Below are 21,164 nucleotides of genomic sequence, written 5' to 3'. Positions count from 1 at the left end.
TTCTACGGGCCCAGGGCCAACCCTGGACCGCGTTCAGGGTTTACCTGCTGCGACACTGTGACGCAGGGCTCTGGCACCGACAACATCGATGAACACGTCTTCGCGACGCATCCAGTAGATCCACGACATGCGTGGATGCGCTTCGCGCATCAACTCACGTACTGCGCCTGGCCGTTACCGAACGACCAGTTCTCCTTCTTCACTTCCACCAGATTGATGAAAACATCCTCGCGGCGGATACCCACCGCCGCGTGCAGGCCATCGGCAATACCGGCATACAGCGCCTTCTTCTGCTCCAACGTGCGCCCTTCGTTCCAGGTGATCTGGATGCAGATGAAGTCATCGGTGCGGGCGATGCCCAGGTAACCCGGGTCGAACACGAGCGTGTCGTCGTCGTGCTCGTGGAAGATCTGGAAGCGATCATTTTCCGGCACGCCGACCGCGCGCATGGCCTGGTAGATGGCTTCGCCGACACGCTGGCGGTACTCGACGGATTTACCTTTGCGAAGATCGATGCGGGCGAGCGGCATGGTGGCATTCCAAGGATGGGAGGGGCACAACAATGGCCCGAGATTACGCCCGCCAAGGGCGCCGGAACAGCGCATGGATGGAACCCTCTGCCTCCATCCGTGACATGTTCCCGCCAGAACTGCGCGAGGTGACGCGATCGCCGTGGTGGCGTTCCTGCGGAGTCGTCATGTGCACGCCTGGCAGGGGCGGCGATTTACGCCATCAGTGATGGGCTGCCCAGCGGGCTGGTGCTCGACGGCACAGAACAGAACACGCTTGGACTGCTTAGGGGCAGTTGAGAACTTTCCTTACAGACCGACGTGATTGTTCGACTTGATGATCGCCGGGCCGAGGCAAGTTGCCTTGGCCGGGATTGGCGTCTCGAAAAAGCAAACCTGACGGATTGGTTGCGCAGCAGTGCGCAGCCGCAAGAATGCACCGACGGCCCTCAATGGCGGGCGGTGCGTGGGGATCACTCGATCCGCCGGGTGATTTCTCACTCCGTTGTGTTTGCCCCGGCACGCCAACCCGCACCGTCCGCCACCCTCTCTTTGGAGGGTGGCCCTATGCCAGTGAGGGTTCCGCCATGACCAACCGCACCGCCATCCATCCCCACCTGCACGCCCTGATCGGCGACATCGCTACCGACGCTCCCGAAGACCTCGCACGCGAGATCGAGTGCGCACTCAAGGAACAGCAGATCCCACCATCAAAGCCGATGTTCTTCACTCTCCTTGATGCGATACGCAGGGGAGATGGCGAAGACGGCCAGCCCTGCACCACGCAGACCCTCAACGCGCACACCCTCGCCGCCCTCGGCCGTTCACTGTCCGCACTGAACGTCGTGCTGGACCTTCTGCACGCGGCAGAGCACACGCGCGTGGACGGAGGTGCCGACGAGCAGATTGGCGACTTTCATCGAAACGGTCTGCTGCTGGCTGCACGCCAGATCGCGCATGCCGCGCAGACCGGCCTTGGCGATGCAATCACAGCCGTGGGAAAGGAGCCCGGTTGAATCACGGGCAACAAAAAAGCCCCCATTGCTGGAGGCTTTTTTCGTTCTGCAACATGGTGGGCGGTACAGGGATCGAACCTGTGACCCTTGCCGTGTGAAGGCAATGCTCTACCGCTGAGCTAACCGCCCGGTGTGTTGCTGAGCCGCTCATTATAGGGCGGTTTTTCAGGGCGTCAACACCTTTTCACATCGTGTTTCCCAGCCCATTTCCCCGAATCAGCCAGGCATGGCCTGGCTCTACTGGGGAGGGCAATCCGCCCACATCACATCGTATGCGTCGGCTTGTCCGAACCGGTCAGGCCGGCCAGGATCGTCTCGATCTTGTGCCGCACCGTCTCGCCTTCCTGGCCGTCCGCCAGCTGCACGCCGATGCCGGCCGTGCGGTTGCCCTGCGCGCCGGCCGGGGTCACCCAGATCACCTTGCCGGCCACCGGCAGGCGCTCGCTGGAATCAGGCAGGGTCAGCAGCAGGAACACCTCATCGCCCAGGAAGTAACGCTTGGGCGTGGGCACGAAGATGCCGCCATTCTTCACGAACGGCATGTACGCGCTGTACAGCGCGGCTTTGTCCTTCACGGCCAGGGACAGGATGCCCTGGCGGGCGTTGCTGGCACTCATCGATTTCCCCTTGCGGCAGGCCGCTCGTTCACCTTGTTCCAGGCCAGCAGCAACTCGACCACCGCAAGGTCTGCGCGCACGGTGGTGCGCAGCAGGTCGCGGGTGCGGTTGGCCGCATCGAACCAGGCTGCAAGCTTGTGCAATCGCTCCGGCGTGGTCAAGGCATCGGTGCTGGCCTGGGCCAGCGCCAGGTCGGCGGCGAAGCGCAGGCGCAGCGCCGCGTTGTCATCGGCGCACCACTTCTGTGCCAGTTCCACCGCACCGGTCTTGCCGGCGGCCAGCTGTTCCAGCTCGCGGCCGACGTCGCGACGCAGGCTCAAGCCATCTTCGCGCAGCCAGTTATCGGCCTGCCCGGGATGGCCGCGTGCTGCATCCAGCGCCTCGCGCGCGGCCGCCTCGCTGTGGCCCTGCTGCTGCAGCCAGGCCAGCGCTTCCTCGCGCGGCGGCAGCTTGAACTCCAGGCGCTGGCAGCGGCTGCGCACGGTCTGCGGCAGGCGCGCCGGGTCACTGCTGATCAACCACAGGTAGCGTCCGGGCTGCGGTTCTTCCAGAGTCTTCAGCAGCGCATTGGCCGCCGAACGGTTGATGGCATCGGCCGGGTCGACGATCACCACCTGCGCCACGCCGTACTGCGGGGTCAGCGCCAGCTTGTTGGTGATCTCGCGCACCTGCTCGATCACGATCTCGGTGCGCAGCTTGTCGCCGCTCTTGTTCGGAATGAAGCTGATCAGCTGCAGGTCGGGATGCGTGCCGGCGGCAATCAGCTGCCGGGTGCGGGTGGCGTGCGTGGCATCGCCGCGTGCCAGCACATGGTCGGCCAGCGCGAGGGCCACTTCACGCTTGCCCAGCCCGGCCGGGCCACAGATCAGCAGGCCGTGGCCCAGCCGATCCGCATCCAACGCTGCCACGGTCTGGTCGAACGCGCGCTGCTGCCAGGGCGAGAACGTACTCATGCGCCGTCCCCTTGCTGCAGCCAGCGCTCGACACGCGCAACCACATCAGCAGCCACGCGTTCCTGCACCTGGCCGGCATCGACCAGCGCGAAGCGCTGGGGGTCCTGCTGTGCGCGGCTGCGGAACACCTCGCGCACGCGCTGGAAGAAATCGTCCTGCTCGCTTTCGATGCGGTCCGGCCACAGATCGCGGCCATTGGCACGCGCGCGGCCAACGGCCACGTCCACGTCCAGCAGCAGGGTCAAACCGGGCAGCAGGCCAACGGCGCGGCGCTCCAGGTCGGCAATCCACTGCGGGTCCAGGCCGCGGCCACCGCCCTGGTAGGCGTAGCTGGAATCGGTGAAGCGATCGCTGAGCACGTAGGCGCCGCGCTGCAGCGCCGGCTGGATCACCTGGCGCACATGCTGCGCACGTGCGGCGAACACCAGCAGCAGTTCGGCCTCGGCACTGAGCGGCTCGGCAGCGATCTCGGCATCGGGCTTCAGCACCAGGCCGCGGATGCGCTCGGCCAGCGGCGTACCACCGGGTTCGCGGGTCAGTACGACCTCATGGCCGTGGCGGCGCAGGCACTCGCGGATGGCGTTGATGGCCGTGGTCTTGCCCGCGCCCTCGCCGCCTTCCAGGCTGACGAAACGGGGATGGCGAAGCAGCGCGGAACTCATTGCGCCGGGGTCTCCTTGGTGCGTTGCTGGCGCAGCTGCTGCAGGTAGCGGGCTACGGCGGCGTTGTGTTTGTCCAAGCTGGGCGAGAACACGTGTGCGCCGCTGCCATCGCCCACGGCGACGAAGTACAGCGCATCGCCCGGTGCCGGTTGCGCAGCAGCCATCAGCGCGTCGCGGCTGGGCATGGCGATCGGGGTCGGGGTCAGGCCAGACCGGGTGTAGGTGTTGTAGGGCGTATCGGTGGTGAGGTCGCGGCGGCGGATGTTGCCGTCGTACGCCGCGCCGATGCCGTAGATCACGGTCGGATCGGTCTGCAGGCGCATGCCGATCTTCAGGCGGCGCATGAACACACCGGCAATCTGCGGTCGCTCGCTGGCCAGCGCGGTTTCCTTTTCGATGATCGACGCCATCGTCAGCAGCTCGTACGGCGTATTGATCGGCAGATCCGGCGCGCGGCTTTCCCAGGCTTCGTCCAGCGCCTTCTCCATCGCGCCGTGGGCACGCTTGAGCACGTCCAGGTCGCTGTCGCCGCGCTGGTAGACGTAGGTCTCCGGCAGGAAGCGGCCTTCCGGGTGCTGGCCGGCGAAACCGAGGCGGTCCATCAACGCTGCGTCATCGAGGGCGTCGGTGGTGTGCAGCAGCGGATCGGCACGCTTGAGCGCGGCGCGCAGCTGGCGGATGTTCCAGCCTTCGATGATGGTGACGCGGTGCTGCAGCACCTTGCCGGCGCGCATGCGCAGCAACAGTTCGCGCGGGGTCAGGTCCGTGCTCAGCGCGTACTCGCCTACCTTCAGCTTGCCGGCGGCGTCCAGCTGGCGCGCCAGCAGCTGCCACTGGGTGTCCTGGCCCTCGTCCACGCCGGCCTCGCGCAGCTTGCGCAGCACGCTGTTCATGCCGTCGCCGCTGGCGATGACCACGCTGTCCGCAGTGGGGGTCAACGGCACGTCGGCAAACTGGGTCTGCTTGTAGAAGAACCACGCGCCCGCGCCGGCCACGATGGCGGCCAGCACCAGCAGCAGCGTTACCACCCACAGACACCCGCGCTTGGCTCCCGCCATGGACTACCTCTGAACTCGATTCCGTCGTGCAGGATACCGTGCCGCCGGTGTGGGGTCATGACCGGAGCCACGCGTCCGTGCCGACCAACGGTCGGCACCCACCCACCATCTCCAGTAGATCCACGCCATGCGTGGATGAACGACCATGGAAGCATCCGTGCCCACCAGGACCGGTAGCGCCGGGCCATGCCCGGCGGCGGCAATCGATCACCCCTGCTGCCCCAGCGCCCGCAGCAGCCCGCGCGCCTTGGCCCGGGTTTCGTCCAGTTCCTTGTCCGGGTCCGAGTCGACCACGATGCCGGCACCGGTACGGAAGCTGACCTCGTTGCCATCCACTTCGGCGGTACGGATCAGGATGTTCAGGTCCAGGTCGCCATCGCGGTTCAGCCAGCCGAACGCACCGGTGTACGCGCCGCGCGGCACCTGCTCCAGCTCGCTGATGATCTGCATGCAGCGCACCTTCGGGCAGCCGGTGATGGTGCCGCCGGGGAAGGTGGCGGCGATCACTTCGCCCGGGGTCACGTCCGCGCGCAGGTGGCCGCTGACGTTGCTGACGATGTGGTGCACGTGGGCGTAGCTTTCCACGGTCATCAGCTCGTCCACCACGACCGTGCCAGGCAGGCAGATGCGGCCCAGGTCGTTGCGCTCCAGGTCGATCAGCATCACGTGCTCGGCGCGCTCCTTGGGATGGCCGACCAGCTCCTGGATGCGCGCGGCATCGTCGTCGCCCTCGAAGCGCGGGCGGGTACCGGCGATCGGGCGCGTCTGCGCGTGGCCGCCATGCACCGATACCAGCCGCTCCGGCGACGAACTGACCACATGCCGGCCGTGCGCACTGAACAGGCCGGCAAACGGCGCCGGATTGGCGCGCCGCAGCTGCGCGTACAGCGCCTGCGGACTGACCGGTGCTGCGAAATGCGCGCTCCAGCGCCGCGACAGGTTCACCTGGAACACATCGCCGGCACGCAGGTACTCGATCACCCGGCGCACGCCATCAGTGAAGCGCTGCGGCTCGTCTTCGCTGACCGACTGCGGCGGCTGCCAGCCCTGCCCGGCCTGCGGCAGTTCGCCGGCCAGCAAGGCGACCAGCGTGTCCAGCAGCGCCTGCTCGCCCGCCTCGGCAATGAGGAAGCTGGTGTCGGCCTGGTGGTCATGCAGCACGGCGGCCGGGCAACGCAGGGCCAGTGCGGTCGGGTGACCGTCATCGCGCGCGCGCGCCGGCAGCACCGGCTCAACCTGGCTGGCCACTTCGTAATCCAGCATCAGCGCCCAGCCACCACGGAACGGCAGCGCGTGGCCGCCGTCGTGCGGCAGCCGCTGCGCGTGCCATGCGCGGTCCAGCGCCTGCAGGAAACTGCCGGGCTGCACCGCACCGTGCTGGTCGCGCACCTGGCCATCGGCGTCCAGCTGCAGGGTGTCGCCCTGCGCGGCCAGCAGCAGGCTCCAGCGGCCCTGCGCGGTACCCGAGGCGGTGGACTCCATCAGCAGCGGGAAACGCGCCGGGTCGCGCTGCTGCAGGGCCAGCAGGTCGATCGGGTGCGGCAGCGGGTGGATCAGCGGGGCGTGGGTCATGGCGGCCAGTTCTGGGAGACGGATACACGGAAGCCGCCTTGCGGCGGCCTCGTGGTTGGCGGAGTCGAGCCTGGCTCGACGCTGCCGGTGCGATCAGACGCGCTTGAAGATCAGCGTGCCGTTGGTGCCGCCGAAACCAAAACCATTCGACATCACCACGTCGACCTTGGCCTGGCGTGCTTCGTTGGGCACGTAGTCCAGGTCGCAGCCTTCGCCCGGCTGCTGCAGGTTGATGGTCGGCGGAATCACGTTGTCGCGCATTGCCAGCACCGAGAAGATCGCTTCCACGCCGCCGGCAGCGCCGAGCAGGTGGCCGGTCATCGACTTGGTGGAGCTGACCATCATCTTGTAGGCGTGGTCGCCGAAGGCGGTCTTCATCGCCATGGTCTCACCGAGGTCGCCCAGCGGGGTCGAGGTGCCATGTGCGTTGAGGTAGCCGACCTGTTCCGGGGTGACACCCGCGTCCTTCAGGGCCATGGTCATGCAGCGCGCAGCGCCCTCGCCGTTCTCGCTCGGCGCGGTCATGTGGTACGCGTCGGAGCTGGCGCCGAAACCGGCCAGCTCGCAGTAGATCTTCGCGCCACGTGCCTTGGCGTGCTCGTACTCTTCCAGGATCAGGATGCCGGCGCCGTCGCCCAGCACGAAGCCGTCACGGTCCTTGTCCCACGGGCGCGAGGCCTGTTCCGGGGCGTCGTTGCGGGTGCTCATCGCCTTCATCGCGCAGAAGCCGCCCAGCGCCGTCGGCGAGGAACCGCGTTCGGCACCGCCGGCCACCATCACGTCCGCATCGCCGTACTGGATCATGCGCATGGCGGTGCCGATGGAATGGTTGGAGGTGGCGCACGCCGAGACCGCCGAGAACGACGGGCCCTTCAGGCCGCTGATGATGCTCAGCTGGCCCGGCAGCATGTTGATGATGGTCTTGGGCACGTAGAAGGGAGAGATCTTCTTCCCTTCGTGGAACTCGATGGTCTGCTCTTCGATACCGAGCAGGCCGCCGATGCCGGCGCCAACGATGGCGCCAATGCGGTCGGCGTTGGCATCGGTGATCTCCAGGCCCGAATCATGCAGGGCCATGAAGGCGGCACCGAGGCCGTAATGGATGAACGGGTCCATCTTCTTGGCATCCTTGCCGCTGACCCGGTACTTGCCGAACAGTTCGTTGTCGGCGGTGATGTCAAAGCCTTTGACCTCACCTGCGATCTTGGTGGTGAACCGTTCCAGGTAGGCATCAGAAACGTTGGTCAGCGGACCGATGCCCGAACGACCGTGGGTGATGCCTTCCCAGCTGCTGGCCAGATCATTGCCCAACGGCGAGACCATACCCAGGCCGGTTACGACGACGCGACGCTTCATTGCTGATTCTCCTGACCCGAACGTTCTTTGCGGGTAACGCGGTTTACTTCGGTGTGGTACGCAAACACACGGGGCCGCAAACAGCGGCCCCATGGGGTGTCGTGCGCGGCGAGCTCAACGCCCGCGCGCGCACTGACGTCCTGCATCAGGCCTTGACGTGGGCCGTGATGTAGGTGATCGCAGCCTGCACGGTGCTGATCTTCTCGGCTTCTTCGTCCGGGATCTCGCACTCGAATTCTTCTTCCAGCGCCATCACCAGCTCGACGGTGTCCAGCGAGTCAGCGCCCAGGTCATCGACGAACGATGCGCTGTTGGTGACTTCTTCTTCCTTGACGCCAAGCTGTTCGATGACGATTTTCTTGACGCGTTCTTCGATGGTGCTCATGGGATATCGCTCCAGATGGAGTAGTGGTTCAAAAAGTGGTCGCCATCAAAGGCGATGGCCGTGGGATAGTGTAGTGGAAACCGGCGTGACCTTGCATTGCAGCAAAAATCCTCGCAGATCAATCACTTGCGGCGCGATCCCTGCGCCCCTTGCTTACGGCATGTACATGCCGCCGTTCACATGGAGAGTTTCGCCGGTGATGTAACCGGCAGCCGGGCTGGCCAGGAAGGCCACCGCATGGGCGATGTCCTCCGGCGAACCCAGGCGTTCGAGGGCGATGTCGCCGATCAGCGCGGCACGCGCTTCTTCCGGCAGCGCCTTGGTCATGTCGGTGTCGATGAAGCCCGGCGCGACCACGTTGACGGTGACGCCGCGCGAGCCGATTTCCTTGGCCAGCGACTTGGAGAAACCGATGATGCCGGCCTTGGCGGCGGCATAGTTGGCCTGGCCGGCATTGCCGGTCACGCCCACCACCGAGGCGATGTTGATGATGCGGCCCTTGCGCGCCTTCATCATGCCGCGCATGACGGCCTTGCTGGTGCGGAACACGCTGGTCAGGTTGGTGTCGATGATCGACGCCCAATCGTCTTCCTTCATGCGCATCAGCAGGTTGTCACGGGTGATGCCGGCGTTGTTGACCAGGATCGAGATCGGGCCGAATTCCTTGGCGATGCCGTCAAGCACGGCGTCGAGCGCGGCAGCGTCGGTGACATTCAGCGCACGGCCGTGACCGCCGTGGGCGGCCAGGCGCTCGCCGATCGCGGCGGCGCCGGAATCGGTGGTGGCGGTGCCGATGACGGTGGCGCCCTGGGCGGCCAGCAGATCGGCGATGGCGGCACCAATGCCACGGCTGGCACCGGTAACCAGTGCGATTTCACCCTGCAGGGGCTTGCTCATGATGTTTTCCTCAGGCTGGGGCGGCCGCCGCACCCGTGCCGCTTGCAGCGGCCACCGGCACGGTCGGCAGGAACAGGGGCAATCAGGCCGACCACGTCTCGCGGGCGGTTTCGAAGTCGCCCGGGGTGGCCAGGGAACGGCCGTCGATGGCCTTGTCGATGCGCTTGACCAGGCCGGTCAGCACCTTGCCCGGACCGCACTCGGCGATCTGGGTGACGCCACGCGCGGCCAGGGCCTGCACGCAGCCGGTCCACTGCACGGGCTGGTACAGCTGCTGCACCAGCGCGGTGCGGATCGCGTCCACGCCGTCGTGCACCTTGGCGTCGACGTTCTGCACCACCGGCAGCTGCGGCAGCTGCCAGGACAGGCCGGCCATCACTTCAGCCAGACGGTTGGCGGCTTCGCGCATCAGCGGGGTGTGCGAGGGCACGCTGACGGCCAGCTTGACCGCCTTGCGCACGCCCTTCTCGGCCAGCAGCACCAGCGCACGGTCGACCGCGGCAGCGTCGCCGCCGATCACGATCTGGCCCGGCGAGTTGAAGTTGGCCGGAACGACCACCTGGCTGCCGGCGGCTTCCGCGCAGACGTCCAGCACCAGCTGGTCTTCGGCGCCGAGCACGGCGGCCATCGCGCCAACACCGGCCGGCGCGGCGTCCTGCATCAGCTGGCCGCGCAGGCGCACCAGGTGCGCACCGTCGTGCAGGCTGAGGGCGCCAGCGGCGACCAGGGCGGTGTACTCGCCCAGGCTGTGGCCAGCCAGAACCGACGGACGCGGACCACCCACGGCGTTCCAGGCGCGCCACGCGCCGATGCTGGCGGCCAGCAGGGCCGGCTGGGTGTATTCGGTACGGTTGAGCATTTCCTCCGGGCCACCCTGGGACAACGCCCATAGGTCGACGCCGGCACCATCGGATGCCTCGGTGAAGGCCTCACGCACCTGCGGGTGCAGTTCGGCCAGCTCGGCCAGCATGCCCACAGACTGCGAGCCCTGACCGGGGAAGACAAAAGCGAGGGTGGATAGGGTCACGCGGTCATCCGCTTGTTGCAATCGAAGCGGGCCATGATAAGGGGGAACATGCCGTGTCGTCTGTACGTGCGCGTATGCACGGCGTATGGAGGCGGCCTGCCGGATCGGGCAGCGGGTGATGCCGGCCAGCGGCCGGCACTACCCGATGCTGCGGGCTGCCCCGCTGTCAGCAGAGCAGCTGCAGGATGTCCAGCTCGCCGTCGGCAAACCAGTCCATGCACAGGCCGACCACCATCAGCAGGCCCAGCGTGGTGGCGCCGTGGGTGATGAAAATGGAGTGGGCCAGCGCGCGCGCCGAGCGCCCCAGCTTCATGCACACCCGTGCCAGGCGCTGCAGGCGGCCACTGACAGCGTGTACGTGCGCACGCACCGGTGCCTGCACCCCGTTCATCGCCTCGGCCATCATCGCCTGCAGGCATTCGGGGCGGTCGGCGTAGTACTTGGCCACGCCGTAGCCGAACATCAGCCAGTCACGCGCCTGTGCCTCGGCCAGGTCCATGACTTCCAGCGGATCTTCTTCGAAGTCGATGAAACCGACGTTCTGGCCATCCCAGGTGAGGTTGCGCGGCAGCGGCTGGCCAAAATAGGCGCCACGCGCGTGCGCTTCGGCAATGGCCTGCATCGCTGCAGCCACGAGGCGATCGCGGCCGGCATCGTCGGCCTCGCGCAGACAGGTATTGAACGAGCTGCCGTTGTCGCCGATCACCAGCGCGGCATGGCCGCTGCCGATCACCGCGGGAACATTCACCCCCTGCGCCTGCAGTTCGGCCAGCCGGCGGGCCTCGGTTTCGCGCGCGGCGTCGCCACCGCGGTGCGGCGGCGGGCGCAGGGCATCGAGATGGAACCGGCGGGCAATAAAATTGAGCAGGCCCAGGGCCACTGCTCGGCTTCCTTCGCCGTACTGCTTCAGCCAGGCGCGTTGCCCTTCGATGACGATGGGCTCAACCATGACAGTCTCCTTTAACGCATTACGGCCCCAGAGGGGCCGTAACGACGGTTTCACGTTGTCGTAACTGGCACTATCAATAGCGCAGCAGTGCCGAACCCCACGTGAAGCCACCACCGAATGCTTCCAGCAGCAGCAGCTGGCCGCGCTCGACCCTGCCGGAACGCACAGCCGCATCCAGCGCCAGCGGCACCGAGGCGGACGAGGTATTGCCGTGCTTGTCGACAGTGACCACGACCTGGTCCATCGACATGTCCAGCCGCTTGGCGGTGGCCTCGATGATGCGCAGGTTGGCCTGGTGCGGGATCAGCCAGTCCAGGTCGGACTTGGTCAGACCGTTGGCATCCAGGGTTTCGTCCACGACCGAGTCCAGCGCCTTGACGGCGTACTTGAACACGTCGTTGCCCTTCATGTTGATGGTGCCGCCACCGTTGTTGCCTTCACCGAAACCGACCGAGACGCCGACCGGGTTCCACAGCAGCTCTTTCTTGCTGCCATCCGAATGCAGGTGGGTGCTGAGGATGCCGGTTTCTTCGTCGGCCTTGAGCACGACGGCGCCCGCGCCATCACCGAACAGCACGCAGGTGGTGCGGTCTTCCCAGTCGACGATGCGGGTCAGGGTTTCCGCGCCGATCACCAGCACATGGCGGGCATCACCGGAACGGATGAATTTGTCAGCCACGCTGAGCGCGAACACGAAGCCCGAACAGGCCGCGTTGACGTCGAAAGCGGGGCAGCCGCTCACACCGAGCTTGGCCTGGATCAGGCACGCGGTGGAGGGGAAGATCAGATCAGGAGTGGTCGTGCCGACCACGATCATGTCGAGCTGCGAGGCGTCGATACCGGCCGCTTCGATCGCACGCAGCGCGGCCTGGTAGCCGAGATCGCTGGTGGTTTCGCCTTCGGCAGCGATGTGCCGTTCACGGATACCGGTGCGCGTCTGGATCCACTCGTCCGAGGTCTCGACCATTTTTTCCAGGTCGGCGTTGGTCAGGACTTTTTCCGGCAAATAGCTACCGGTGCCCGCGATCCTCGAGTAGATCCGCTTGCTCATCATGTTTCCTGTTGCACGAGCCGCCGTTCACCGGCGTGCCCGGGAAAGAAGGCGAAGGCCGCTGCCCATAGGGCAGCGACCTTCCGGCACATCAGTCTTCCTGGACAGCCGAAGACTTGGTCTGGATGACCTTCTTGCCGCGGTAGAAACCGTCAGCAGTGATGTGGTGACGCAGATGCACTTCGCCGGTGGTCGGGTCGGTCGACAGCTGCTTGGCGCTCAGGGCGTCATGCGAACGACGCTGGCCACGACGGGACGGGGTAACACGGGATTTCTGGACAGCCATGGGATTGCTCCAAACTCGGTTCGTTTTGCTTCGTCGTTTCGTCGCACAGGACGCCAGCGTCCAGCACACTTTTCGCTTTCGCCGCAGCCGCCGACGACAACCGGCTGCTATTGTTTCTTCAATGCCGCCAACGCCGCAAACGGGTTGGCCTTTTCAATTTCTTCTTCGGTCGGTGCCCAGTCCTTGTCGACTGCCTCACCGTACGGCGACAGGGGTACCACCGGCACCGCCAGCACCAGCTCGTCCTCGACCAGGTCCAACGGGCGCAGCTGGCCATCTTCCGGCACCAGCAACGGCTCGTATTCCTCCGGCAAGGACGATTCCTCGTCTTCGTCGCGGATCAGGCCAAGCCTCTGGGTCATCTTCACCGGCAGCAGGAAACGCTGCATGCTGCGCTGACAGGTCAGCGGCAACGCGGTATCGATGCTGAGTTCCACATAGGATACCCGCAAGATCTCGTCGCGACCGAATTCGAGCGAGTAATTACACTCGCCTTCGGTATCTGCGACAAGCCCCTGCAGGCGAGTCAATTCAGCCAGGGAGACCTGACCGTCGAAGCGCCTTCGCGCTACGACCATCCGCCAGGCATCCAGCGTTTCGGGTACGTTCGCGGACATAAGCCGCCGAATATTAAGGATCGGCAGGTCCCGTGTCAAATGACTGCCATGAAAGGCTTGCTGTGGCTGGCTGTGCCGGGCCAGACTGCCGCGCCCCGCCCCCGGAATTCCCGCATGCCTGCCCTGGTCCTGGCCTCCACCTCCCGCTATCGCCGCGACCTGCTGGAACGGCTGGGGTTGCCCTTCGACTGCGCACGCCCGCAGGTGGATGAGACCCCGCACGCCAACGAGGCCCCGCTGGCGCTGGCGGCACGCCTGGCCAGCGCCAAGGCGGCCGACGTGGCCGCCCGCCATCCCGGCAGCTGGGTGATCGGCTCGGACCAGGTGGCGGACCTGAACGGTCAGCCGCTGGGCAAGCCGGGTACGGTCGAGGCGGCCTGCGCACAGCTGGCGGCAATGTCCGGGCAGACGGTGCGCTTCCACACTGCGATCAGTCTCACCCGTGACGGAGAATCCTTCACGGCAATGGATCTGACCCAGGTGCGCTTCCGCACGCTGCAGGCGCCGGAGATCGCCCGCTACGTGGCCATCGAACAACCGCTGGACTGCGCCGGCAGCTTCAAGTGCGAAGGCCTGGGCATCAGCCTGTTCGACGCCATCGACAATCGCGACCCTACGGCGCTGATCGGGCTGCCGCTGATCGCACTGTGCGGATTGCTGCGCAGGGCCGGATTCTCGGTGCCGTAACCCGGCCCGCTACACGAGGCACGACACCTCAGCGTTTCTTCACCACAAAGGGCTGTTCCTGCCACTGCTCCACGCTGCCATCGCGACCATGCAGACGCAGGCCCAGCCAGTGTTTTCCCGGTGACAACGTACCCGTATCGAGCGTTGCATCGAAACCGACAGCCGGATGCTGCGGGTCGGTGCTGTCTGGCCAGGCATGTCGGATATCGAACACCCGCCCATAGCTGGCGTCGCCGATCGAACGACCATCCACCAGCACTTCAACCCGCGACAGGCCGACACCTTCCTTGAACGCCCAGCCCTTGATCGCCAGCGTGCCGCTCACCACGTCGCCGTTGGAAGGGGTGTCCAGCCAGGCCAGTGCGGGGGCTACACATGGGCCCTGCGCGCGCTGCACCGGCAGGCGGAACAGCAGGAAGCGCTGGAATCCATGATCGTTGCTGACCACGCGCGGCGGCGGCAGCGGCCCGACCTGTTCGCAGAGGGCGTGATAGCGGGTGAGCAGATCGCGGAAACGCTGATCGCTGGGCGACAGCACCAGCAGCATCGGCACGTCGCGCTCGCCCTCATGCACCTGGTTCCATTGCGCCAGCTGCGCGGTACGGCCGTGCTTGTCGTTGAGCGGATGCGGCAGCACTTCGATGTCACCGCGGCCCAGCTGGAAGCCCAGTTCGGCGCCCACCTTGAAGTTGCCGGCCAGTACGCGGCTGCCTTCAGGCATCTGCTGCAGTTCTTCGCGGACCGCAGCAGCCAGCGGCTGCCAGCCGGCGAAGTTGCGCGGGTAGTACTTGTCGCCGGCCAACTGCTCGCGCAGCGATGACGAGGACGCCATCAGGTAATAGCCGAAGGCCAGCACCATGCCCAGCCCGGCCAGCCACCAGCCGGTACGCCGCAACCAGCGCGGCCAGCCGTTGAGGATCACCGGCACCGCCACCAGCAGGGCCAGGTAGCCCGGCAACGGCCAATGGAAGCTGATGCGCTCGACGTCGGTGAAGAAGCCCAGTGCGAAGATGCCCAATGTCGACACACCGCCGACCAGACCGAAATAACGCCACTGCACGCGCGCACCGCCACCACTGCGGGTACCCGCCAGCGCCACCTTCCACATCGCGATGCACAGGATGGGCGTCACCAGCATCGGCTGGATCACCAGGAACCACAGTCCGCGCCACTCGAATGCCCACGGATGACGCTCGACCACCTGGAACTTCAGGCCGGCATCGTGATTGTCGGCATTCCAGGCCAGCAGCGGCAGCCATGCCAGTACGCCAACGGCCAGGGCCACCCAGACGCGCGGATCGGCCAGCATGCGCCGGCCCTGCGGCAGCGCCAGCAGGGCAACGAAGCCGACGCCGATCACACCGATGAAACGATAGTGGCTGAGCGCGCCGATCAGCAGGCCCAGCGCCAGTTTCACCGCCGAGGACGCGTCTACGTTGCGCAGCAGGCGTGCGCCGGCGTCCAGGCACAGCACCGCCGCCAGTGCCATCGGCACATCGGGCACGGCCAGCAGACCCAGCGTGGCCGACAACGGCATCAGCAGCGTCAAGCTGCCGGCCTGCCAACCTGCAACGTTGCCGAACCAGCGCGCCGCAATACGCGATACCAGCAGCGGCAGCAGTGCACCGATGGCCAGGAACGGCAGGCGCAGCGCAAGCACGTGCTGGCCGCCAAGCTCCACACCCAACCGGGTCAACCAGGCCGTCAGCCCTGGCAGATCCGAATAGGCCGCCGCCAGGTGCTGGCCTTCCTGCCAGTAGAACGCCTCATCGACGAACAACGGCAGGCGTGCGGCCACGACCAGCTTGGCCGCTGTGACGAGCGTCCATAACCAGAGAAAAATCGTACGTGCGCGTTGTTCGCCCTGCATTGCTCTATGGATAGAATCGACCGGTTACCGAACTTGAGACGACCATGACAGCTTCGTCCCCCATGCACAGCATGCTAACCGATCAACTGCGTCAGTCCCTGCGCAATGCGCAGGACCAGGTCAATGCACTGGTGCTGGGCAAGGTGCAGGAGGTTCGACTGGCCTTTGTGGCCCTGCTCTCTGGCGGCCACCTGCTGATCGAAGACCTGCCCGGTCTCGGCAAGACCACATTGGCCCATGCCCTGGCCAGCAGCCTGGGGCTGAGCTTCCAGCGCGTGCAGTTCACCTCCGACCTGCTGCCGGCCGACGTACTCGGCGTATCGGTCTACGACGCCGGCAGCCGCCAGTTCCAGTTCCATCCCGGGCCGGTCTTCACCCACGTGCTGCTGGCCGACGAAATCAACCGGGCGCCGCCACGCACGCAGAGCGCCCTGCTGGAAGCGATGGCCGAGCAGCAGGTCACCCTCGACGGTCAAACCCATGCCCTGCCCGATCCGTTCTTCGTGATCGCCACGCAGAACCCGGTGGATCTGTCAGGCACGTTCCCGCTGCCCGATTCGCAGCTTGATCGCTTCCTGCTGCGGCTGGCGATGGGTTACCCCAGCGCGCAGGCGGAACGTGAGCTGCTGCGCGGCAGCGATCGCCGCGACCTGATCGCCCGCGCGGTGCCCCAGCTGGATGACACCCAGGTACGCGCACTGCGCGAGGCCGTCAGCCAGGTGCATGTCAGCGACGCGCTGGTGGACTACGTGCAGGCACTGCTGACCCGCAGCCGCCAGCACGCCGGCGTACGCGTGGGATTGTCGCCGCGCGCCGGCCTGGCCCTGCTGCGCGCAGCCAAGGCACATGCGCTGCTGCTCGGCCGTGGCCACGTGGTACCCGAAGACGTGCAGACGTTGTTCGTAGCGGTGGCTGGCCATCGCCTGGTGGGTGAAGCCGAGTCGAGCTCGGGGCCGGCGCTGGCTCGCGCGATCCTGCAGACCGTCGCGGTCGATTGAAGATGGCATCGCATGCCCGGCGACTGTTGCAGCTGGCACGCCCACGCACGCCGGAGTCGTTGCCGCAACGGCTGGACCGACGGCGCATCTACGTGCTGCCGACCCGCTTCGGCCTGTTTGTGGCCTGCCTGCTGGTCGCGATGCTGCTGGGCGCGCTGAACTACAACAACAACCCTGCGCTGTTGCTGGCGCTGCTGCTGGCCGCGGCAGCGATCGCCAGCGCCATCGCCGCGCACCTGCAGTTGTCCGGTGTGCAGATCGACGCGATCTCCGCCGAACCGCTGCCGGTCGGGCAACCGCTGCGCCTGCGCGTGGACCTGTCGCTGCGCGACCCGCGAGCGCGCCACGGCCTGCACTTGCAACTGGGCGACAGCGAGACGTGGCTCGACCTGCCCCCACACGGCCGCGGTGAAGCCGAGCTGGAAGTGCCCAGCGAACGCCGTGGCTGGCTGGAACTGCCGCGTATCCGCCTGTCCACCACACAACCACTTGGCCTGGTCAGGGCGTGGTCATGGGTGTGGCCGGAAGAACCCCTGCTGGTCTACCCGCTGGCCGAGGCGAAAGCGCCGCCGTTGCCGCAGCAGGGCAGCGATCCACTACACACCCGCGCCCACGCCAACGGCGAGGAACTGCATCAGCTGCGTCCGTATCGCGCTGGAGATCCACCGCGCAGCATTGCCTGGAAACACTCCGCGCGCCGCGACACGCTGCTGGTACGCGAATACGAGAAGCCAATAGGCATCGAAGTGATGCTGGACTGGCGCGCGCTGGCCCCCTTGGGCCAGGAGGCCCGCATCGCGCGGCTGGCACGCTGGGTGGACAGCGCCGAGCGCGAAGGCCGTCGCTACACACTGCTGCTGCCGATGCAGCCGCCGATCGGCCCCGGCCAGGGCGCCAGCCACCACCATCTGTGCCTGCGCGCGCTGGCGTTGCTTCCCCATGACTGAGCCTGCCCTGCTGCTGGACCGCAACACCCGCACGTGGACGCTGGCCAGCGCCGCACTCCCCTTGTTGCCGCTGCTGCTGCAGCTGCCCACCACGCTGGCCGCGTTGATCGCCGTGGCAGCGGTCGTCACTGCCGCACTGTCGCAGCGCGGCATGCTGCCGATGCCGGTGCGCGTACTGCTGGTACTGGGCATGCTGGCCGCCATCGTCTGGCAGATGGGTGCGGTGCGCCCCGGCCGGGATACCGGCTGCGCGCTGTTGGCGGCGATGCTGGCGATCAAGTCCAGCGAGCTGCGCACCCTGCGCGATGCACGCAGCCTGCTTGGCTTTGCCCTGTTTTCACCGTTTGCTGCATTCCTGCTCGACCAGGGGCCACTGACCACCGTGCTCGCCGTGCTCGCCGGCATCAGCGCCCTGATTGCGCTGCAGCGACTGGCACAGGGTGAAGGCCGCAGTACGCCACCGCCGCTGTCCGCGCAGCTTCGCGGCGTCGGCCGCCTGCTGCTGATCGGCCTGCCGCTGGCGCTGGCCTGCTTCTGGCTGTTCCCACGACTGGCCACGCCGCTGTGGGGCATACCCGAACGCGCCGTCGGTACGCCCGGGCTGTCGGACACGATGGAGCCGGACAAGTGGCTGGACCTGATGGCCGACGATACCCCGGCCCTGCGGGCGCAGTTCTTCGGCGCGGTTCCGGAGCCGGCGCAGCGCTACTGGCGCGGGCCGGTACTGACCCAGTTCGATGGGCATGTCTGGCGACGCGACCGCCGTACCGAGCGTTTGCTGCCTGCAGTGGTCGAGCACGGCACGGACGGCTGGGATTACCAGATCGACTACGAGCCCACCGACCGTCGCCAGCTGGTCGCCCTGGATCTCCCGACCGCCGCACCGGAAGGCAGCCGGCTTGATGCAGCCCTGAGCCTGAGCAGCGACCGCACCTTGTCCGCGTTGAGCCGGTGGCGCCTGCACTCGGCCCCGCCGCTGCATTTTGATGCCAACTTGTCGTCGTATCAGCGCCGCGCTGCGCTGCAGTTGCCGGAAGGCTTCAACCCCCGCACGGCAACCCTGGCCCGACAGTGGCGGCAGGACGCAGGAAACGATGACGCCGCCGTGGTCCGTCGTGCCCTCGCGTGGATAACCGAGGACTTCTCGTACACGCTGGAGACACCGGCCGCCGGCCGCGATCCCGTCGATGCATTCCTGTTCGACTACAAGGCGGGCTACTGCCAGCATTTCAGCTCTGCCTTCGTGGTGCTGATGCGCAATGCAGGCATTCCGGCGCGGGTGGTCACCGGATTCGCTGGCGGCACGCGCAACCGGATCGGCGACTACTGGGTACTGCGGCGGATGGACGCCCACGCCTGGGCCGAGGTGTGGCTGCCGCAACGCGGCTGGGTGCGCATCGACCCGACAGCGGCAGTAGCACCCGAGCGCATCCTGGACACGCTCGACGACCGTCTGCAGGCCGGGGCCGATACCGGCCTGCAGCAGCGCTGGCTGCAGTTGGGCCAGGTCCGCGACTGGATGCGCAGAGGCTGGAACGAACTGGTCCTGTCCTTCGACGCGCGCCGCCAGCAGCAACTGCTGCAACCGTTCGGGCTGGACGATCTGCAGCCGGGACAGCTGCTGGCCGGCTTCGTGATGGCCGCGTTGCTGGCGCTGGCGTGGATGGCGTGGCTGCTGGCCCGTGGCGAACGCGAGCGCGACCCGCTGCTGCGCGCCTGGCACCGGCTGGGGCAGCGCTATGCGCGGCTTGGGCTGGGCCGCGAACCGCACGAACCCGCCCTGCACTGGGCGCGACGGGTCAACGCGCAACGACCCGACCCGGACCTCATCACACTCAGCCAGCGTTTCGCTGATGCACGCTACGCTGGCACTTGTACCGAGCTCGCCCCATTATTGCGGGACCTGCGCAGGCATCGCCCGACTTCCGGAGCCTCCCCATGAATACCAAGTTCCTCCTCACCGCCGTGGCCGCCCTGGCCCTGTCGGCCTGCGCCACGGCCCCCAAGCCGCTGCAGGGACAATTCAGCCTGGTTTCCCCGCGCGACTCGGTTGCCACCCAGCAGGTCGGCACGCCGGTGCGCTGGGGTGGGCGGATCATCGAAACCAAGCCCGCTCAGGGCGAGACCTGTTTCCAGATCATCTCGCGCCCGCTCAACGGTAGCGGCCGCCCGAACACGACCTCCTCCGATGCCAGTGACGGCCGCTTCATTGCCTGCCGTGCCGGCTTCTACGATCCGGCCGTGTTCGAAGCCGGCCGCGACGTGACCTTCATCGGCAAGATCGACGGCTACGCCAACACCCGCATCGGTGATTACGACTACCGCCTGCCGAAGCTGGCGGCCGACGTGATCTACCTGTGGCCGGAACAGCGCCAGGTAGATGTGGTGCCCTACCCTTACGGACCGTGGGGCCCGGGCCCGTATGGCCCGTACTGGGGCGGTTACCGCGGCTGGGGCTGGTGGTAGTCCAGGCCCGGTACGCATGATGCAGAAGGCCGCCCATTGGGCGGCCTTTTTTCATCCACGCATGGCGTGGATCTACTGTGGATGCCGCGGAGACGATGGTGCGCTGCGGACTTCTTCATCCACGCATGGCGTGGATCTACTACTGCTGGTGTGCGCTGTAGATCCACGCCATGCGTGGATGACCGCGTCAGTGCCCCGGCGTGCCGAAATGACCCAGCGGTGCGCCAGCCAGCAGATGCATGTGGATATGGAACACGGTCTGCCCGGCATCTTCGCGGCAGTTCATCACGATGCGGTAGCCGTCCTGCGCGAAGCCTTCCTGCCGCGCGTACTCGGCGGCGGCCAGGGCCAGCTTGCCGATCAGGTGCGCCTGCGATGGCTGCAGGTCATCCAGGGTCGGAATGATCTCGTTCTTCGGAATGAACAGCACGTGCACCGGCGCCTGTGGTGCGATGTCCTTGAAGGCCAGCACGTCCTCGTCTTCATAGACGATGGTGGCCGGGATCTCGCGACGGATGATCTTGCTGAAGAGAGTTTCGCTGCTCATGGTCGGCCTCGGCGGGGTGTCACCGCATTGTAGGCCGGTAACGCCGGGGCATGCCCGGCATCGACTCAATCGCGCACTTCGCTGCGGGTACCGAACGCGTGCGACAGCGTGCCACGATCGACGTACTCCAGCTCACCGCCGAGAGGCAGGCCCTGGGCCAGTCGACTCGGCCGCACCTGGCGGGCGCGCGCCAACTGCGCGAGGTAGTGCGCGGTGGCTTCGCCTTCGACGGTGGCGCTGGTGGCGATGATCAGCTCCTGCACTTCCGCTTCGGCCAGACGCTGTTCCAGCTGCTCCAGACCCAGCTCGCGCGGACCGATGCCATCCAGCGGCGACAGCCGCCCCTGCAGCACGAAGTAGACGCCGCGATAGCCGGTGGCATTCTCGATCGCCAAGCGGTCAGCCGGTGATTCCACCACGCACAACTGGCTGCGCTCGCGGCTGCCATTGGCGCAGGTCGGGCACAGCTCGGTTTCACTGAAGTCGCGGCACTGCGCACAATGACCGATGCGTTCGACCGCCTCTGCCAGTGTCCCGGCAAGGCGTTTGCCACCTTCGCGCTCGCGCTCGAGCAGGTGGTAGGCCATGCGCTGGGCCGTCTTCTGGCCTACGCCAGGCAACACCCGCAGTGCATCGATCAGTTGTTCAAGCAGCGGTGCGGACACGGCGGTGTGTTCTGTAGAGCCGAGCGTGC

The 21,164-nt window shown here is 66.7% G+C and carries 23 protein-coding genes and 1 tRNA gene; 6 read left to right on the top strand and 18 right to left on the bottom strand.

The genetic code is table 11. The features are described 5' to 3' along the window. Positions 1-149: 149 nt before the first annotated feature. On the bottom strand, positions 150-530 hold the full coding sequence (locus HFK18_RS00700; RefSeq protein ID WP_180163755.1) for a tautomerase family protein: 381 nt from the start codon (positions 528-530) through the stop codon (positions 150-152). Between the two features lie 566 nt (positions 531-1,096). Here HFK18_RS00700 and HFK18_RS00695 point away from each other — a divergent pair. Continuing rightward, positions 1,097-1,525: a hypothetical protein gene (locus tag HFK18_RS00695; RefSeq protein WP_180163754.1), complete on the top strand. Its 429-nt coding sequence runs from the start codon at positions 1,097-1,099 to the stop codon at positions 1,523-1,525. A 54-nt stretch (positions 1,526-1,579) separates the two neighbouring features. On the opposite strand, the gene HFK18_RS00690 is transcribed toward HFK18_RS00695, so the two are convergent. The 14 genes from HFK18_RS00690 to HFK18_RS00625 form a co-directional block, all read right to left on the bottom strand. Next, positions 1,580-1,654 (bottom strand) — tRNA-Val (locus HFK18_RS00690). Between the two features lie 134 nt (positions 1,655-1,788). Next, a complete protein-coding gene (locus tag HFK18_RS00685) occupies positions 1,789-2,142 on the bottom strand; it encodes a PilZ domain-containing protein (protein ID WP_025874071.1) in 354 nt (117 codons plus the stop codon). Next, positions 2,139-3,095 carry a DNA polymerase III subunit delta' gene (locus tag HFK18_RS00680; protein WP_180163753.1) on the bottom strand — a complete coding sequence of 319 codons (957 nt, stop codon included), beginning with the start codon at positions 3,093-3,095 and terminating at the stop codon, positions 2,139-2,141. The genes HFK18_RS00685 and HFK18_RS00680 overlap by 4 nt, the downstream gene beginning before the upstream one ends. Continuing rightward, positions 3,092-3,757, bottom strand: a complete 666-nt coding sequence (gene tmk / locus HFK18_RS00675; protein ID WP_180163752.1) for a dTMP kinase — start codon at positions 3,755-3,757, stop codon at positions 3,092-3,094. The genes HFK18_RS00680 and tmk overlap by 4 nt, the downstream gene beginning before the upstream one ends. Then, entirely contained in the window at positions 3,754-4,815 is a 1,062-nt protein-coding gene (gene mltG / locus HFK18_RS00670) for an endolytic transglycosylase MltG (RefSeq protein ID WP_180163751.1), read from the bottom strand. The genes tmk and mltG overlap by 4 nt, the downstream gene beginning before the upstream one ends. A gap of 207 nt (positions 4,816-5,022) precedes the next feature. Continuing rightward, positions 5,023-6,387, bottom strand: a complete 1,365-nt coding sequence (locus tag HFK18_RS00665) for an aminodeoxychorismate synthase component I (protein ID WP_180163750.1) — start codon at positions 6,385-6,387, stop codon at positions 5,023-5,025. Between the two features lie 93 nt (positions 6,388-6,480). Then, positions 6,481-7,743 (bottom strand): beta-ketoacyl-ACP synthase II, encoded by a 1,263-nt coding sequence (gene fabF / locus HFK18_RS00660; RefSeq protein WP_100551697.1) that lies wholly within the window; start codon positions 7,741-7,743, stop codon positions 6,481-6,483. Positions 7,744-7,888: 145 nt separating this feature from the next. Next, positions 7,889-8,128 carry an acyl carrier protein gene (gene acpP / locus HFK18_RS00655; RefSeq protein WP_025874077.1) on the bottom strand — a complete coding sequence of 80 codons (240 nt, stop codon included), beginning with the start codon at positions 8,126-8,128 and terminating at the stop codon, positions 7,889-7,891. 153 nt (positions 8,129-8,281) lie between these two features. Continuing rightward, positions 8,282-9,025 carry a 3-oxoacyl-ACP reductase FabG gene (gene fabG, locus HFK18_RS00650; RefSeq protein WP_180163749.1) on the bottom strand — a complete coding sequence of 248 codons (744 nt, stop codon included), beginning with the start codon at positions 9,023-9,025 and terminating at the stop codon, positions 8,282-8,284. 82 nt (positions 9,026-9,107) lie between these two features. Beyond that, a complete protein-coding gene (fabD, locus tag HFK18_RS00645) occupies positions 9,108-10,052 on the bottom strand; it encodes an ACP S-malonyltransferase (RefSeq protein WP_180163748.1) in 945 nt (314 codons plus the stop codon). A gap of 166 nt (positions 10,053-10,218) precedes the next feature. Then, entirely contained in the window at positions 10,219-11,001 is a 783-nt protein-coding gene (locus HFK18_RS00640) for a serine/threonine protein phosphatase (protein ID WP_180163747.1), read from the bottom strand. Between the two features lie 73 nt (positions 11,002-11,074). Next, a complete protein-coding gene (locus tag HFK18_RS00635) occupies positions 11,075-12,052 on the bottom strand; it encodes a beta-ketoacyl-ACP synthase III (RefSeq protein WP_100463418.1) in 978 nt (325 codons plus the stop codon). A gap of 91 nt (positions 12,053-12,143) precedes the next feature. Then, positions 12,144-12,338 (bottom strand): 50S ribosomal protein L32, encoded by a 195-nt coding sequence (rpmF, locus tag HFK18_RS00630; protein ID WP_025879386.1) that lies wholly within the window; start codon positions 12,336-12,338, stop codon positions 12,144-12,146. 107 nt (positions 12,339-12,445) lie between these two features. Further along, positions 12,446-12,955: a YceD family protein gene (locus HFK18_RS00625; protein WP_088101178.1), complete on the bottom strand. Its 510-nt coding sequence runs from the start codon at positions 12,953-12,955 to the stop codon at positions 12,446-12,448. A 114-nt stretch (positions 12,956-13,069) separates the two neighbouring features. On the opposite strand from HFK18_RS00625, the gene HFK18_RS00620 reads away from it, so the two are divergent. Next, positions 13,070-13,642, top strand: a complete 573-nt coding sequence (locus HFK18_RS00620) for a Maf family nucleotide pyrophosphatase (RefSeq protein WP_180163746.1) — start codon at positions 13,070-13,072, stop codon at positions 13,640-13,642. Between the two features lie 28 nt (positions 13,643-13,670). Here the strand turns inward: HFK18_RS00620 and HFK18_RS00615 are convergent, their stop codons facing one another. Beyond that, complete coding sequence (locus tag HFK18_RS00615) at positions 13,671-15,512, bottom strand: glycosyltransferase family 39 protein (RefSeq protein WP_180163745.1); 1,842 nt, start codon at positions 15,510-15,512, stop codon at positions 13,671-13,673. A 44-nt stretch (positions 15,513-15,556) separates the two neighbouring features. On the opposite strand from HFK18_RS00615, the gene HFK18_RS00610 reads away from it, so the two are divergent. From HFK18_RS00610 to HFK18_RS00595, 4 genes are read left to right on the top strand one after another with little or no spacing between them, the layout of a single operon-like run. Beyond that, entirely contained in the window at positions 15,557-16,510 is a 954-nt protein-coding gene (locus HFK18_RS00610) for a MoxR family ATPase (protein WP_180163744.1), read from the top strand. A 2-nt stretch (positions 16,511-16,512) separates the two neighbouring features. Further along, positions 16,513-17,457, top strand: a complete 945-nt coding sequence (locus HFK18_RS00605; RefSeq protein WP_180163743.1) for a DUF58 domain-containing protein — start codon at positions 16,513-16,515, stop codon at positions 17,455-17,457. Continuing rightward, positions 17,450-19,399: a DUF3488 and transglutaminase-like domain-containing protein gene (locus HFK18_RS00600; protein WP_180163742.1), complete on the top strand. Its 1,950-nt coding sequence runs from the start codon at positions 17,450-17,452 to the stop codon at positions 19,397-19,399. The genes HFK18_RS00605 and HFK18_RS00600 overlap by 8 nt, the downstream gene beginning before the upstream one ends. Next, positions 19,396-19,923, top strand: a complete 528-nt coding sequence (locus tag HFK18_RS00595) for a Slp family lipoprotein (protein ID WP_100551691.1) — start codon at positions 19,396-19,398, stop codon at positions 19,921-19,923. Before HFK18_RS00600 ends, HFK18_RS00595 begins: the two co-directional genes overlap by 4 nt. A 187-nt stretch (positions 19,924-20,110) precedes the next feature. On the opposite strand, the gene HFK18_RS00590 is transcribed toward HFK18_RS00595, so the two are convergent. Both HFK18_RS00590 and recR read right to left on the bottom strand, forming a co-directional pair. Then, positions 20,111-20,470, bottom strand: coding sequence for a histidine triad nucleotide-binding protein (locus tag HFK18_RS00590; protein ID WP_180163741.1), 360 nt, complete (start codon positions 20,468-20,470; stop codon positions 20,111-20,113). 65 nt (positions 20,471-20,535) lie between these two features. Beyond that, the gene (gene recR, locus HFK18_RS00585; RefSeq protein ID WP_089239142.1) at positions 20,536-21,135 is read right to left on the bottom strand and encodes a recombination mediator RecR; all 600 of its coding nucleotides are present in this window, start codon (positions 21,133-21,135) and stop codon (positions 20,536-20,538) included. Positions 21,136-21,164 lie beyond the last annotated feature (29 nt).

Source organism: Stenotrophomonas sp. SbOxS2, assembly GCF_013416715.1.
GTDB lineage: Bacteria > Pseudomonadota > Gammaproteobacteria > Xanthomonadales > Xanthomonadaceae > Stenotrophomonas > Stenotrophomonas lactitubi.
This window is presented reverse-complemented; position numbering and strand designations above follow the sequence as displayed.

Bases quoted from the DNA above. Each gene is read 5' to 3' on its own strand.
- HFK18_RS00700 (WP_180163755.1), bottom strand. From the start codon at position 530: ATGCCGCTCGCCCGCATCGATCTTCGCAAAGGTAAATCCGTCGAGTAC.
- HFK18_RS00695 (WP_180163754.1), top strand. From the start codon at position 1,097: ATGACCAACCGCACCGCCATCCATCCCCACCTGCACGCCCTGATCGGC.
- HFK18_RS00685 (WP_025874071.1), bottom strand. From the start codon at position 2,142: ATGAGTGCCAGCAACGCCCGCCAGGGCATCCTGTCCCTGGCCGTGAAG.
- HFK18_RS00680 (WP_180163753.1), bottom strand. From the start codon at position 3,095: ATGAGTACGTTCTCGCCCTGGCAGCAGCGCGCGTTCGACCAGACCGTG.
- tmk (WP_180163752.1), bottom strand. From the start codon at position 3,757: ATGAGTTCCGCGCTGCTTCGCCATCCCCGTTTCGTCAGCCTGGAAGGC.
- mltG (WP_180163751.1), bottom strand. From the start codon at position 4,815: ATGGCGGGAGCCAAGCGCGGGTGTCTGTGGGTGGTAACGCTGCTGCTG.
- HFK18_RS00665 (WP_180163750.1), bottom strand. From the start codon at position 6,387: ATGACCCACGCCCCGCTGATCCACCCGCTGCCGCACCCGATCGACCTG.
- fabF (WP_100551697.1), bottom strand. From the start codon at position 7,743: ATGAAGCGTCGCGTCGTCGTAACCGGCCTGGGTATGGTCTCGCCGTTG.
- acpP (WP_025874077.1), bottom strand. From the start codon at position 8,128: ATGAGCACCATCGAAGAACGCGTCAAGAAAATCGTCATCGAACAGCTT.
- fabG (WP_180163749.1), bottom strand. From the start codon at position 9,025: ATGAGCAAGCCCCTGCAGGGTGAAATCGCACTGGTTACCGGTGCCAGC.
- HFK18_RS00640 (WP_180163747.1), bottom strand. From the start codon at position 11,001: ATGGTTGAGCCCATCGTCATCGAAGGGCAACGCGCCTGGCTGAAGCAG.
- HFK18_RS00635 (WP_100463418.1), bottom strand. From the start codon at position 12,052: ATGAGCAAGCGGATCTACTCGAGGATCGCGGGCACCGGTAGCTATTTG.
- rpmF (WP_025879386.1), bottom strand. From the start codon at position 12,338: ATGGCTGTCCAGAAATCCCGTGTTACCCCGTCCCGTCGTGGCCAGCGT.
- HFK18_RS00625 (WP_088101178.1), bottom strand. From the start codon at position 12,955: ATGTCCGCGAACGTACCCGAAACGCTGGATGCCTGGCGGATGGTCGTA.
- HFK18_RS00620 (WP_180163746.1), top strand. From the start codon at position 13,070: ATGCCTGCCCTGGTCCTGGCCTCCACCTCCCGCTATCGCCGCGACCTG.
- HFK18_RS00615 (WP_180163745.1), bottom strand. From the start codon at position 15,512: ATGCAGGGCGAACAACGCGCACGTACGATTTTTCTCTGGTTATGGACG.
- HFK18_RS00610 (WP_180163744.1), top strand. From the start codon at position 15,557: ATGACAGCTTCGTCCCCCATGCACAGCATGCTAACCGATCAACTGCGT.
- HFK18_RS00605 (WP_180163743.1), top strand. From the start codon at position 16,513: ATGGCATCGCATGCCCGGCGACTGTTGCAGCTGGCACGCCCACGCACG.
- HFK18_RS00600 (WP_180163742.1), top strand. From the start codon at position 17,450: ATGACTGAGCCTGCCCTGCTGCTGGACCGCAACACCCGCACGTGGACG.
- HFK18_RS00595 (WP_100551691.1), top strand. From the start codon at position 19,396: ATGAATACCAAGTTCCTCCTCACCGCCGTGGCCGCCCTGGCCCTGTCG.
- HFK18_RS00590 (WP_180163741.1), bottom strand. From the start codon at position 20,470: ATGAGCAGCGAAACTCTCTTCAGCAAGATCATCCGTCGCGAGATCCCG.